The organism is Bradyrhizobium sp. AZCC 2230, assembly GCF_036924495.1.
Lineage (GTDB): Bacteria > Pseudomonadota > Alphaproteobacteria > Rhizobiales > Xanthobacteraceae > Bradyrhizobium > Bradyrhizobium rifense.
Map to the genome: position 1 here is coordinate 3,625,977 of NZ_JAZHRS010000001.1, position 13,139 is coordinate 3,639,115.

Consider the following 13,139-nt stretch of genomic DNA (forward strand, 5'->3'; position numbering starts at 1 on the left):
GATTTGCCCTGCAAACACGGAACAGACATGGAAGATACACACGCCATTTTTCCAACCGTGGGGGTCACGCGCCGCACGGTCATCGAGACCGGCACCACCGCGCTCCTGTTGAGCAGCCTTCCACGGGGCGCGCTTGCCGCCAGCACCGATCAGGTTGACCCCTCTCCCACGTCAATCGCACTTCGGGTCAACGGCCACCTGCACAATCTTGCGCTCGACCCCCGTACGAGCTTGCTGGACGCCTTGCGCGAGCATCTGGCGCTCACCGGCTCGAAGAAGGGCTGCGATCACGGCCAGTGCGGCGCCTGCACCGTTCTGGTCGAGGGACGCCGCATCAATTCATGCCTTACGCTTGCGGTCATGCACGATGGTCAATCGATAACCACTGTTGAAGGACTTGCTTTCGGCGACGATCTGCATCCCATGCAGGCCGCGTTCGTCGAGCATGACGGGTTTCAGTGCGGCTACTGCACTTCGGGCCAGATCTGCTCAGCAGTGGGCATGCTGGCCGAAAGCCGCGAGGGTGTGCCGAGCTATGTGACCGCGGATCTCGCCCAGCCGGAAGCAAAGCTGAACGACGATGAAATTCGTGAGCGTATGAGCGGTAATATCTGCCGCTGCGCGGCCTACCCGAACATTGTCGCGGCTATCAAGCAGGCAATGGGAGAACAGACATGAAGGCCTTCTCCTATGGGCGCGTGCAATCGGTCACGGATGCAGCTATCGCGGCGAGCAAGCCCGGCGTCAAGATCATTGCCGGCGGCACCAACCTGCTCGATCTCATGAAGTTGCAGGTGGAGACGCCATCGACCCTGGTCGACATCAACCGGCTGCCGCTCGACAAGATCGAAGAGACCTCGGAAGGCGGCTTGCGCATCGGCGCGTTGGTCCGCAACACCGACCTCGCGGCAGATCCACGGGTGCGGCAGCACTACGGCGTGCTAAGCCGTGCCCTGCTCGCCGGCGCGAGCGCTCAATTGCGCAACAAGGCGACGACGGCCGGCAATCTGCTGCAGCGGACGCGCTGCTACTACTTCTACGACGTCACAAAACCGTGCAACAAGCGTGTACCCGGCTCGGGCTGTTCGGCGATCGCCGGCTTCAACCGCATCCATGCGATCCTGGGTGGTAGCGAGGCGTGCATCGCGACCCACCCATCGGATATGGCCGTTGCCATGCGCGCACTCGATGCAAAGGTCGAGACAATTGACCACGAAGGCCGAACCCGCGCGATTCCGATCGCCGACTTCCACCGGCTTCCAGGCCGCACGCCACAAATCGAGTCGGCTCTAGGGTCCGGCGAGATCGTCACGGCTGTGACGCTGCCTCCGCCACCTCCGGGCGCCCAGTTCTACCGAAAGGTGCGCGACCGCGCGTCCTACGCTTTTGCGCTGGTTTCGGTGGCTGCCATCGTCGACAGCGTGCACGGTCGAATCCGCTCGGCGCGGCTCGCGTTCGGCGGTCTCGCCCCCAAACCATGGCGCGTCGCCGCCGCCGAACAAGGTCTCACGAATGCGGTTGCCGGCGCCAATTCGTTCGATGCAGCCGCGGACGCGGTTCTCGAGGGCGCGCATGGAGCCGGCTCCAACGATTTCAAGATTGCGCTGACCCGCCGCACCTTGCATGCCGTGCTCGGCGAGACCACCCGTATCTGAGGGAACATCGAAATGGACATGGATGCACCGGTCGGCCCGAATGCGCTGGATGCCGAGAAGATTGTCGGCAAACCACTCGATCGTGTCGACGGACGACTGAAGGTCACCGGCGGCGCACGCTACGCCTACGAGATGCAACAGGACGCACTCTACGGGTTTGTCGTTGAAGCTTCGATCGCAAAAGGGGGGATCGCCTCGATCGAAACACTCGCGGCTGAGCGGGCGCCGGGCGTCAAACTCGTCCTCACCCATCGCAACGCTCCCAAGCAGGGCACCGGCAATCATCGTGAGGCGCATCCTGTGCTCACGGGCCCGGTCGTGTCCCGCTACGGCGAACCGGTCGCGTTCGTCGTCGCCGAAACATTCGAGCAGGCCAGGGCCGCCGCCTTTCTGGTCAACGTGAGGTATGATCAGGACAAAGGACACTACGCTCTGCCCCAACATCTCGACCTGGCCCGCGTGCCGCACCAAACGGACGGTGCGCCGGCCGACAGCGAAGTCGGAAACTTCTCGGACGCGTATGCGAGCGCGCCCGTGCAGATCGATGTGTCCTACAGCACCCCGCTGCAAAACCACGCGATGATGGAGCCGCATGCGACGCTCGCGATGTGGGACGACGACGAGTTGATTCTGCATACGGCGAACCAGATGCTGAATCAGGGCCAGCGGGTCATCGCCCGGACCTTGAATATCCCCGTCGGAAACATCCGACTGGTCAGCCCCTTCATCGGCGGCGGCTTCGGTGGCAAGCTATGGGTGAACGCCGATGCCATTCTTGCCGCAATTGCAGCACGATACCTCAAGCGACCCGTCAAGGTCGCGCTCACCAGGCAGCAGACCTTCCATGTCACGACGCATCGCTCGGACACCATCCAGCGCATCCGCCTCGGTACCGACCGCGACGGCCGGATTATCGCGATCGGCCACGACGTCTTCTCCGGCAACTTTTCGTCCGAACAGGTCTACGAGGCTGCAGCGCTTCAGACTCGGTCGCTCTATGCCGGCCCCAATCGGCTGACGCGGCATCGCCTGGTGCCGCTCGACATTCCCGTCGCATCTTCCATGCGCGCGCCCGGCGAGGCGGTCGGCCTGCTCGCGCTGGAGTGCGCCATGGACGAGCTTGCGGAAACGCTGAAGCTCGATCCGATCGAGCTGCGAATCCGGAATGAGCCCGCCGAGGATCCTGAAAAGCACATCCCCTACTCCAGTCGCAATCTGGTTGCCTGCATGCACGAGGGCGCACGTCGGTTCGGTTGGGACAAGCGCAATTCGGTCCCCGGTCAGGTTAGGAACGAACACTGGTTGGTCGGAATGGGCATGTCCGCCGGAACCAGAGGCAATCCGCTCCGGTTCTCTAGAGCCAATGTACGGCTGGATCCCGATGGAGTGGCCACCGTGAAAATGGCAATGACCGATATCGGCACAGGGACCTACACGATCCTGGCACAGATCGCCGCCGAAATGCTGGGATTGCCGATTGAAAAAGTGCGGGTCGATCTCGGCGACACGATCTTTCCGGAAGCGGCCGGCTCAGGCGGTTCGTTCGGCGCGGCGAGTTCCGGATCGGCACTGTTCGAGGCGTGTCAGGCCTTGCGCGAGAAACTGGCGGTGCGCGCCGGCATGGATCCCAATACAGCGCGCTTTGGCGACGGCCACATTGCAACGGCAGAGCGCACTGTCAGCCTCAAAGAACTTGTCGGCTCCGGAATTGAAGCCGAGGGCGAAATCAGCCCTGGCCGCAACAATCAGGACTTCTCTCAGCAGTCCTATGGCGCTCATTTTGCGGAGGTTGGCGTTGACCGGGACACCGGAGAAGTGCGCCTACGGCGAATGCTGGGCGTATTCGCTGCCGGACGCGTGCTGAACGCAAAGACGGCACGCTCGCAAGCCATTGGCGGAATGGTGTTCGGCATAGGCGCGGCCCTGCACGAGGACCTCGTGCTCGATCCTCACTTTGGCTACTTCGTCAACCACGACCTGGCCGAGTACCACGTGCCGGTGCATGCGGATATCCCGCCGGGCGTAGAAGCCATCTTCCTTCCGGAGCTGGACGAATGCTCCAATCCGCTGAAGAGCAAGGGGATCGGCGAGCTCGGGATCTGCGGTGCCGGTGCTGCGATCGCCAACGCGATCTACAACGCCTGCGGCGCAAGGATCAGGAACTATCCGATCACACTCGACAAGATTCTTACCCATTTGCCGACACAGGCCTGAGCGTTTGTTGCACGCCATTGATCTGCGCCGCACTTGAAAGACGAATCGACCCGCCTCGGCGGGTCTTTCTCTTTGTTCCCTTTGGGATTGCCGCTGTCGGAGGCCGCCGTCACGCGATTTTCGTGCAAAACCGCAAGGGCATCCGTCTAGCAATCGTCAAGTTCAGTGCACCGCTTCCCTGCAATGGAGCACGCCCGTGAGATATCGCTTGATCGCCGCCTGCCTTGCGTTCCTCGCGGGTGGCGGAGCGCTTGCACAGGTGACAGGGATGGCGCTCCCGACTCCGACGGTGGGAACGACTTCCCCGCTTGGCAGCAGCACGGGAGCGGCGATTTCGCCCCTGGGGATCGGCCTTGGTGCAACTGAACTTCCTTCGTCAGGCATCAGCCCGGCCCCTATGGTCACCGGCAGCATCGCCATTCCGTCCACCGGCACCGCATGCTCAACCCTCGGTCTCTCGCCGAGCGGAATGTACGGCTCGACGTCGACCTATGACGGCGGCGGAATGGCGATGGCTGGGTCGACACCAGTCGCCGGCGGCGCAGCCGGGACCACGGCGGCATCAATAGACATGTCGTCAGGGATAGCGGCGACATCGGGGATGAGCTCCGGGATGTCGACCACATCGGGCACGCTCGATACCGCCGGCATGTCGGGCACGTGCGGCTCCGGCTCGAGCAGCATCGCCGCATCTTCGAGCCCGAGTTCGACGGCACCGACAACGCTCGGCGGCAGCCCCAAGATCGGCATTCCCCTCGACTCGACGGAGATTGGCAACCTCGGTGTCAGCTCTGCGGCACTGCTTCCCACGGCGGCCGTGCCGCTCGTGACGGGCAGCATCGTGCCGACAGTGCCGACTGTAACCGCCCCCACTACGGCGCCCGCTTCGATCGCGACACCTGGATGCGCATCCGCATCCACGGGCGGCTGCTGAGCTTCTTCCTTCCGGAGCAACATCCATGAAAATGAAGATTGTCATCTCAGCCGCCATATCGGCCGCGGTCATCGCGAGTGCCGCCCTGCTGCACTTTGCGCATCTTGACCCCTTGCAGAAGGCCGCCGCTGCGCCGGCTCCGGTGTCACCTGTTCCGATCGTCGCCGGTACGGTAACCCAGCACGACGTACCGATCTATCTGACCGGCGTCGGTACGGTGATTGCCTACAACACGGATATCGTGCGGGCCCAGATCCAGGGGCAGATCATCAGCATCAACTTTACCGAGGGCCAGCAGGTTCATGCTGGCGATCTGCTCGCACAGATCGATCCGCGGCCCTACCAGGCCTTGATCGATCAGTATGCCGCCAATCTGGAACGCGATCAGGCGCAGCTCGCAAATGCGCGGGCCAATCAAGTCCGCTACAACCAGCTCGGCGACAAAGGCTGGGCCACACCGCAATTGATTGAAACGCAAAACGCGCAGGTCAGCCAGCTGCAGGCAGCGATCAAGGCCGACCAGGCCCTGATCGATGCTGCGAAAGTACAGCTCAGTTTCACGCGGCTTACGTCTCCAATAAACGGGGTAGTTGGCATTCGCCAGATCGACGTGGGCAACATCATTAGCCCGTCAAGCACGAATGGCCTCTGTGTCGTGACCCAGCTGGACCCGATCTCGCTGATCTTTACCCTGCCTGAGACCGTTCTTCCGCAGATCCAGCAACAGCAGCGGAAAACGAAAACGCCTCTCTCCGTTCTGGCCTACAACCAGGACAATACGATTCGGCTTGGCGAGGGACAGCTCGGGCTTGTCAATAATGAGATCCTGCAGACCACTGGCTCGATCCAGCTCAAGGCGAACTTTCCCAACAAGCAGAACAGCCTCTGGCCCGGCGAGCTCGTCAATGCACGACTGCTGCTCGATACGCGGCAGAACGGCCTGACCGTTCCCGCCGCCGTTGTCCAGCAAGGACCGAACGGGCCATATGCTTACGTCATCAATCCGGACAACACGGTCTCTCTCCGCCAGATCAAGGTCGCGCAGGTCAGTGACGGTCAGGCGCTGATTGATTCCGGTCTGAAAGCCGATGAGCAGGTCGTGGTCGATGGACAATACAAGCTGCGGCCGGGAACACACGTCGTTCCATTACACGGCAAGGCTGCAGAGGAAGCCACCGCTCAAGACGCATTGCAGGCACCCATCCCATGAACATCTCCGCACCCTTCATCCGTCGACCGATCGCGACCGCGCTGCTGATGATCGGATTGTTGGCTGCCGGACTTGTCGCGTATCCGTTGCTGCCGGTGGCCGCCCTGCCGAACGTCAACTATCCGACGCTGACGGTCACCGCCCAGCTGCCGGGCGCGGACCCGCAGACGATGGCCTCATCGGTCGCCTCGCCGCTCGAGCTCCAATTCGGGGAAATTCCCGGACTCACGCAGATGACGTCGGCGAGCGCGCTCGGCTACACCCAGGTCACGCTACAATTCGACTTGAACCGCCAGATTGACGGCGCCGTCAGCGATACCCTGTCGGCCATCAACGCGGCAAGCCCGTATCTGCCTACTGGCATGCCCTATCCGCCGACGATCCGGAAGGTCAATCCGGCCGACACGCCGATCCTCGTCCTCGGCCTCACCTCGGACAGCCTGCCGCTTACTACTGTGGACGCGTATGCCGAGAACATCCTGCTGCAGAAGATCTCGCAGGTCCAGGGCGTGGGTCTCGTCGGCATCGGCGGCCAGCAGAAGGCCGCAGTTCGCGTACAAGTTGATCCACAGGCGCTGGCCGCACGCGGAATCAATCTGGAGGATGTACGAACCGTCCTTGGACAGGCTAACGTGGATCTGGCCAAAGGAACCCTGAACAGCCCGCGCCAGACCTATACTCTCAACACCAATGACCAGCTGTTTCACCCGGAGCAATACGCCGATCTGGTCATCGCCTATCGCAACGGATCGCCGGTCCGTATTCGCGACATCGGACGCGCAGTCAGCGCGGGCGAAAACGATCTGATCGCGGGCTGGTACAACAACAACCGCGCCATCATGCTAGCCGTGCAGCGCCAGCCCGGGGCCAACGTCATCGAGACGGTGCAGCGCATCAAGGCGATGATGCCGACGCTCCAGGCGTCGATCCCTGCCGACATCAAGATCAACGTTATTTCGGACCGCACTCAGACGATCCGGGCTTCGGTTGCGGACGTGCAGTTCACGCTGCTCCTGACCATTGCCCTCGTCGTGATGGTGATCTTCATATTCCTTCGCAGCTTCTGGGCAACCATCATTCCAGCCGTCACGGTGCCGCTCTCGCTGATCGGCACTTTCGCGATCCTCTACGAAATGGGCTACAGCCTCGACAATCTGTCGCTGATGGCGCTGTCGATCGCGGTCGGATTCGTCGTCGACGACGCAGTGGTCGAGATCGAGAACATCACGCGACATATCGAGGAAGGCCTGTCTCCATACGACGCCGCGATGAAGGGATCCGGCGAGATCGGCTTCACCGTCATGGCGATCACGTTCTCGCTGATCGCCGTCTTCATTCCGCTCTTCCTGATGAGCGGCTATGTCGGGCTGCTGTTCCGCGAGTTTGCGATGACGGTCAGCGTCGCGCTGGTCTTGTCGCTGGTGATCTCCCGCACCCTGACGCCGATGATGTGCGCGTATCTGCTCAAGCCCGAGAGCAAGGAGCATGGCCGGCTCTACCGCTGGTCCGAGCGCGGTTTCGATCTCCTGCTCAATGCCTATGAGGCGGGCCTGAAGGTCGTGCTTCGGCATCGCTTCATCACTCTCATGGTGATGATCAGCACCATCGTATTCACCGGCTATCTCTACGTCATCATCCCCAAGGGCTTCTTTCCTCAGCAGGATACCGGCCTGATCCTGGCCCAGTCGGAAGCCGCGCAGGACATCTCGTTCCAGGCGATGGCCGAGCGCCAGAAAGCCATGCTCGATGCCGTCGTGCGAGACCCCGCCGTGGCATCGGTAGGCTCGGCGGTCGGCGCCGGCGGCGGCACCTACACGGTGAACGATGGCCGCGTGTTCATCCAACTCAAGCCGGCCGACCAGCGCGATCCGATCGAGAAGGTGATCGCACGACTTCGCACCAATCTTGCCAAGATTCAGGGCATCACCCTTTTCATGCAGCCCGCGCAGGACATCACCGTCGGCGCGCGGCTGAACAAGACCCAGTTCCAGTACACCATGAACGATGCCGATCCGGGCGAGCTCAGCCATTGGGCCACTCTTTTCCTCGACAAGATCAAGACGCTGCCCACGGTCGCTGACGTGACCACCGACCAGCTCAATGCCGGGCCGCTGCTCGACATCACGATCAAGCGCGAGGTCGCTTCATCCTACGGCATTCTCCCGTACACGATCGACAACACGCTCGACGACGCATTCGGACAGCGGATCGTCTCGACGATGTACACACCCCTGCAGCAATATCACGTGGTCCTCGAGGTCAACCCGAAATTCCAGTATGGGCCCGAGGCGCTCAACAACATCTATGTCAAATCATCCAGCGGTCAGCAGGTGCCGCTATCGACGTTGGTCGATTCGGTGGTGAAGGTCTCGCCGCTCGTCGTGAACCACCAGGGGCAATTCCCCTCCGTGACGATCTCGTTCAACCTGGCGCCCGGAGCCGCGATCGGTGAGGCGGTGAGCGGCATACAATCCATCCAGAAGGAGCTGCATCCGCCGCTGTCGCTGCAGACGAGCTTCCAGGGCAATGCCCAGGCCTTCGGTGCCTCGCTGAACAGCACGCCGATCCTGATCGCAGCGTCGCTGTTCGTGATCTACCTCATCCTCGGCGTGCTCTATGAAAGCATCATTCATCCGATCACGATCATCTCCACGCTCCCTTCGGCAGGCGTCGGTGCGCTGCTGCTGCTGATGGCCGCTCATTACGATCTGAGCGTGATCGCAGTGGTTGGAATCATCCTGCTCATCGGCATCGTCAAGAAGAACGGCATCATGCTGGTCGACTTCGCCATTCAGGCCGAACAGAACGACGGCCTTACACCGGAGCAATCGATCTACCAGGCCTGTATCAAGCGTTTCCGTCCCATCCTGATGACGACGATGGCAGCGCTTCTTGGCGCCGTTCCGATGATGGTCGGCACCGGCGTGGGATCTGAGATCCGTCAACCCTTGGGCTACGCGATCGTCGGCGGCCTGGCTCTGTCGCAGATCCTCACGCTCTACACCACGCCAGTCGTCTACCTCTACCTCGATCGGTTGCAGAATTGGCTATTCGGCACGCGAGGGCATCAAGCGCCGTCACGCGACGTCCATCCGGCGCCTGCCGAATGAGCGGGTTAACGTCCATCGCATCTTATTCATTAGATCTCGTGATTGGATCGATCTGAATATTGCGTTGGTCCGCCATCGCGGCGTTCTTACCTCATAGGTAACAAGATGAGCCCTTCGAGCATTGCTCGATCGGTTCACCGGCAGGCCAATTGAGGAGATACTGAATGACGCTCGATAACTCACGGCGTTCCGCCCTCGTCAGTTTGGGCGCGTTGGCGGCCGGGACCGCTGCACTTGTAGCCGGTCCCTCGCATGCCGCCACGACCGCCCAGATCATCCTGCCCGGTGCCCAAGACCTCGCCGATCTGATGGGCCGGCTGCGCCGCGCGCCGCGCCGACGCGATTTCAAGACGGTGCCGATGATACTCCAGCAACCCGGCTTCTGGGACGATGAAGCGCTCAAGGAGATCATCGCCTATCGCGGCACGCGCAAGCAGGTGTGGGACAATACCAGTCTCGCGGGTCCCTGGCTCAACCTGATGCGCAACTCGATCAACGCGCAGATCTTTGCCTTCGAACACAAGGATTTTCTGGCGGTCTCCGCCACGCATGGTACGGCGCACCTGGCACTGTTCGGCCAAGCGATGTGGGAGAAGTATGAGCTCGCGGCGCTGGCCGGCAACGGCTTCAAGACCAACACGCTGGCAACGCCGAAACCGGCCCCGACCGCCCTCGCGCGGAACGAGGATCCCGCGAGCGTATTCGGACCGGTCGGCGACACCATCCCGGCGCTGCAGGAGCGCGGCGTCGTCTTCCTGGCTTGCCACAACGCGATCTGGGAGGTGACGGCAAAGCTCCTCGCGTCCGGCAAGAATCCGGATCACGCCTCGCACGAGGCGGTCGCCGCCGAGCTGACCAACCATCTCATCGACGGCATCGTGCTCACGCCCGGAATAGTTGCGACCATTCCAGAGCTACAGCAGACCGGCTTCCACTACGCCGCATGAGCTGATCAGATGCGCAAAACAGCTCTCGCCACGGCTGTCCTTCGCAAATCAAATCCGGGCGTATTGATGATGGAGACCGCCCAGGATCGGGCGGCAGACGATAGTCCCGGCCCGCTCGGCGCCGCGAGGGAGCGGGGCATCCTTGTTCAATGACAAATGAGTGCGCGTGGCGTTGTAGTAGTCCATGTACGACAGCTGCACGTGACGTAGATGGCGCTCGCCGAACACCACAATATGATCAACACATTCCCTGCGGATTGAACCGATCAGCCGTTCTGCGTAGGCGTTTTGCCAGGGTGAGCGAGGAGACGTCGGACGATCTCGAATGCCGATCGACCGAACCCGGCGGACAAAGATCTCGCCATAAGCTCGATCGCGATCCCGGATCAGGTAACGAGGAGTTTGCTCCCAGCCGCTGGCCTCAGTGAGCTGATTGGCGATCCAATCGGCCCTTGAATACGCGGTGACTCCAAGCCATAGGATCTGCCGCCGGCCATGGCCCATGATCAGCAATCCATAGAGCAGCCGGAACGAAATTGTCGGCACCACGAAAAGGTCCATCGCGACCATGCCATCCGCATGGTCACGAAGAAACGTCTTCCATCCCTGCGAGGGAGAGCCCCTCCTCCGTGCCGTATACTTGGCCACGCTAGTCTGGCCGACATCGATGCCGAGCTTGAGAAGTTCACCATGGATTCTCGGCGCTCCCCACAACGGGTTGGCGATGCTCACCTCGCGGATTAGCCGGCGAATTTCCAACGGCACAATTGGTCGACCGCAGCGGCGTCGCGATTTCCGGCGCCAATACAAGCTGAAACCGGCGCGGTGCCAGCCGATGACCGTTTCCGGCTTCACAATCGTCAACGCCTTGATGGTGTTTGGGACCAAACGATACAGCCCAACAAAGATCAGGCGATCCATGTCACTGAAGGCCAGTCTCTTCGGCAGATGCCGTCGCTGGATGTTAAGTTGATGACGAAGGACCAGGATCTCAGCTTCCAGCGAGACCCGCGACCGGAACAACAACGCCAGCACCGACCAGACCAGGCTGCAAGCTTCTCTCATAAGGCAGAAGCATCGCGCGATTCGATCTCACGTACCAGCCGGATCAGGTTTCCGACAGGGACAGCATTTTGCGCTCCCCGCAAAAGCCCCATTGTGCAACCCATGTCTCCGGAATGAACTGACCGCGGGCTGCGCCGAAGTTCGCCGCTGGCACGTCCGAAGACGGTCGCGTCTCGTCCGGGCCGCTCCATAGGCCGGGTTGCGATAGCTTCGGCGCCCATTGGCCACACGAACAGCAACTCTCTCAATGATGCCCGGTTGTCTCCGGCAACGGGCCCAGCGCTGCCGCTGAGGTGTTCGCGATGTCCACGTCCGTCTCCTTGCTCAAGCCAGCTATGCCTACCGCGCCCACGACTTCGCCCCTTACGTGTATCGGCATGCCGCCGAGCAGCGCCGCGATGTTGGTGGTGACGAACGCCGTTCGACCCCGATTGATGTTGTCCTCGATCTCCGCCGTTGGTCTTTGTAGCCGCGCGGCCGTTCGTGCCTTCCCGATTGCGAGGTCGGCGCTTGCCGGCCGGACACTGTCCATCCGCTCAAAAGCAAGCAGATCCCCGGCCGGATCAACCACCGCGATTGCCGAGGGCGCGTGGCGCTGCTGTGCGCTTGCCTTCGCCGCTTGCAGAACCATCTGGGCCCCCCGCTTGGTCGAGGGTCGTTACATTGATGGTCTGTGCCCCGACAGACAGGCAGGAGACCGTTGCCAACACTGCAGCGCCAATTCCAGGTTTGGTCATAGCGAGCTGACTTAAGCCGCCCTAGGGAGTTGCCGGTGCGGATCGATGACGAACTTGTTCGCGACGCCGGCGTCGAAGTTCTTGTAGCCCTCCGGCGCCTGCTCAAGATCGATCACCTTGACATTTACGATGTTGGCGATGGGCAGTCTGTCCCAAAGTATCGCCTGCATGAGCTGCCGATTGTATTTGAGCACCGGCGTCTGGCCGGTATGGAGCGCGTGCGATTTTGCCCAGCCGAGACCGAGACGAAGACTGAGGTTGCCATGTTTGGCAGCCTGCTCCTTCGCGCCAGGATCGTCGGTCACATACAGGCCGGGAATGCCGATCGCGCCGGCTGCCCGGGTGATTTCCATCAGACTGTTGAGCACGACGGCAGGCGCTTCGATGACCTTGCCGTCTGTTCCTTGCGCCTTCGCTTCAAAGCCGACGCAGTCGATCGCGGAATCGACTTCTGGAACGCCGAGGACGTCAGCAACGAGTTCGCCGAGGCGATCGTGCCTAGTGAGGTCGATCGGCTCGAAGCCGACCTTCTTGGCGTGAGCGAGCCGCTCCTTGTTCATGTCACCTATCAGCACGGCCGACGCGCCAAGGATGCGCGCGGACGCGGCCGCCGCAAGCCCAACCGGCCCTGCCCCGGCGATGTAGACCGTCGATCCGACCCCAACCTTGGCGGTGACGGCTCCGTGGAATCCCGTGGGCAGAATATCGGAGAGGCAGGTCAGATCGCGGATCTTGTCCATCGCCTGAGCTTTGTCCGGAAACTTCAGCAGATTGAAGTCCGCATAGGGCACCATGACGTAGTCGGCCTGCCCGCCGATCCATCCACCCATATCGACATATCCGTAGGCGCCCCCGGCACGGTCGGAGTTGACATGAAGGCAGACGCCGGTGTCACCCTCTCGGCAGGTCCGGCACCGTCCGCATGCAACGTTGAAAGGAACCGACACCAGGTCGCCGACCTCGAGATACTCGACGTCACGGCCTTTCTCGATCACTTCACCGGTGATCTCGTGTCCGAGCACCATGCCCGCCGGCGCTGTCGTGCGGCCCCGGACCATGTGCTGATCGGAGCCGCAGATATTCGTCGTTACGACCTTGAGAATGACGCCGTGATCGATCGTCTTTCCTGCCGGATTGCGGAAGGTCGGAAAGTCGATGTTTTGGACTTCGACGCGGCCGGGCTTGAGGTAAACGACGCCGCGATTGGAGTTGGAAGGCATCTGCAATCTCCTTAGGTCTCACGCTGTGCGTCGTGTCGACGCGATAG

The 13,139-nt window shown here is 61.7% G+C and carries 10 protein-coding genes; 6 read left to right on the forward strand and 4 right to left on the reverse strand.

Annotated elements, in window-relative coordinates:
• Positions 1 to 27: 27 nt before the first annotated feature.
• The 3 genes from V1280_RS17470 to V1280_RS17480 are packed head-to-tail and all read left to right on the forward strand — an operon-like array spanning position 28 to position 3,869.
• Positions 28 to 678 (forward strand): 2Fe-2S iron-sulfur cluster-binding protein, encoded by a 651-nt coding sequence (locus tag V1280_RS17470; protein WP_334526354.1) that lies wholly within the window; start codon positions 28 to 30, stop codon positions 676 to 678.
• Entirely contained in the window at positions 675 to 1,655 is a 981-nt protein-coding gene (locus V1280_RS17475) for an FAD binding domain-containing protein (RefSeq protein WP_334526356.1), read from the forward strand. Before V1280_RS17470 ends, V1280_RS17475 begins: the two co-directional genes overlap by 4 nt.
• A gap of 12 nt (positions 1,656 to 1,667) precedes the next feature.
• Complete coding sequence (locus V1280_RS17480) at positions 1,668 to 3,869, forward strand: xanthine dehydrogenase family protein molybdopterin-binding subunit (protein WP_334526359.1); 2,202 nt, start codon at positions 1,668 to 1,670, stop codon at positions 3,867 to 3,869.
• A gap of 489 nt (positions 3,870 to 4,358) precedes the next feature.
• Here the strand turns inward: V1280_RS17480 and V1280_RS17485 are convergent, their stop codons facing one another.
• Positions 4,359 to 4,619: a hypothetical protein gene (locus tag V1280_RS17485; RefSeq protein WP_334526362.1), complete on the reverse strand. Its 261-nt coding sequence runs from the start codon at positions 4,617 to 4,619 to the stop codon at positions 4,359 to 4,361.
• Positions 4,620 to 4,828: 209 nt separating this feature from the next.
• On the opposite strand from V1280_RS17485, the gene V1280_RS17490 reads away from it, so the two are divergent.
• The 3 genes from V1280_RS17490 to tetH all read left to right on the forward strand — a co-directional run bounded on the left by V1280_RS17490 (position 4,829) and on the right by tetH (position 10,070).
• A complete protein-coding gene (locus V1280_RS17490) occupies positions 4,829 to 6,013 on the forward strand; it encodes an efflux RND transporter periplasmic adaptor subunit (protein WP_334526365.1) in 1,185 nt (394 codons plus the stop codon).
• Complete coding sequence (locus tag V1280_RS17495) at positions 6,010 to 9,123, forward strand: efflux RND transporter permease subunit (protein WP_334526368.1); 3,114 nt, start codon at positions 6,010 to 6,012, stop codon at positions 9,121 to 9,123. The genes V1280_RS17490 and V1280_RS17495 overlap by 4 nt, the downstream gene beginning before the upstream one ends.
• 164 nt (positions 9,124 to 9,287) lie before the next feature.
• Positions 9,288 to 10,070, forward strand: coding sequence for a thiosulfate dehydrogenase (gene tetH / locus V1280_RS17500; RefSeq protein ID WP_334526371.1), 783 nt, complete (start codon positions 9,288 to 9,290; stop codon positions 10,068 to 10,070).
• A 48-nt stretch (positions 10,071 to 10,118) separates the two neighbouring features.
• Here the strand turns inward: tetH and V1280_RS17505 are convergent, their stop codons facing one another.
• The 3 genes from V1280_RS17505 to fdhA form a co-directional block, all read right to left on the reverse strand.
• Positions 10,119 to 11,105: an integrase core domain-containing protein gene (locus V1280_RS17505; protein WP_334526374.1), complete on the reverse strand. Its 987-nt coding sequence runs from the start codon at positions 11,103 to 11,105 to the stop codon at positions 10,119 to 10,121.
• Between the two features lie 274 nt (positions 11,106 to 11,379).
• On the reverse strand, positions 11,380 to 11,766 hold the full coding sequence (locus tag V1280_RS17510) for a GlcG/HbpS family heme-binding protein (protein WP_334526376.1): 387 nt from the start codon (positions 11,764 to 11,766) through the stop codon (positions 11,380 to 11,382).
• A 117-nt stretch (positions 11,767 to 11,883) separates the two neighbouring features.
• A complete protein-coding gene (fdhA, locus tag V1280_RS17515; protein ID WP_334526379.1) occupies positions 11,884 to 13,092 on the reverse strand; it encodes a formaldehyde dehydrogenase, glutathione-independent in 1,209 nt (402 codons plus the stop codon).
• Positions 13,093 to 13,139 lie beyond the last annotated feature (47 nt).

Bases quoted from the DNA above. Each gene is read 5' to 3' on its own strand.
- V1280_RS17470 (WP_334526354.1), top strand. From the start codon at position 28: ATGGAAGATACACACGCCATTTTTCCAACCGTGGGGGTCACGCGCCGC.
- V1280_RS17475 (WP_334526356.1), top strand. From the start codon at position 675: ATGAAGGCCTTCTCCTATGGGCGCGTGCAATCGGTCACGGATGCAGCT.
- V1280_RS17480 (WP_334526359.1), top strand. From the start codon at position 1,668: ATGGACATGGATGCACCGGTCGGCCCGAATGCGCTGGATGCCGAGAAG.
- V1280_RS17485 (WP_334526362.1), bottom strand. From the start codon at position 4,619: ATGCCGATCTTGGGGCTGCCGCCGAGCGTTGTCGGTGCCGTCGAACTC.
- V1280_RS17490 (WP_334526365.1), top strand. From the start codon at position 4,829: ATGAAAATGAAGATTGTCATCTCAGCCGCCATATCGGCCGCGGTCATC.
- V1280_RS17495 (WP_334526368.1), top strand. From the start codon at position 6,010: ATGAACATCTCCGCACCCTTCATCCGTCGACCGATCGCGACCGCGCTG.
- tetH (WP_334526371.1), top strand. From the start codon at position 9,288: ATGACGCTCGATAACTCACGGCGTTCCGCCCTCGTCAGTTTGGGCGCG.
- V1280_RS17510 (WP_334526376.1), bottom strand. From the start codon at position 11,766: ATGGTTCTGCAAGCGGCGAAGGCAAGCGCACAGCAGCGCCACGCGCCC.
- fdhA (WP_334526379.1), bottom strand. From the start codon at position 13,092: ATGCCTTCCAACTCCAATCGCGGCGTCGTTTACCTCAAGCCCGGCCGC.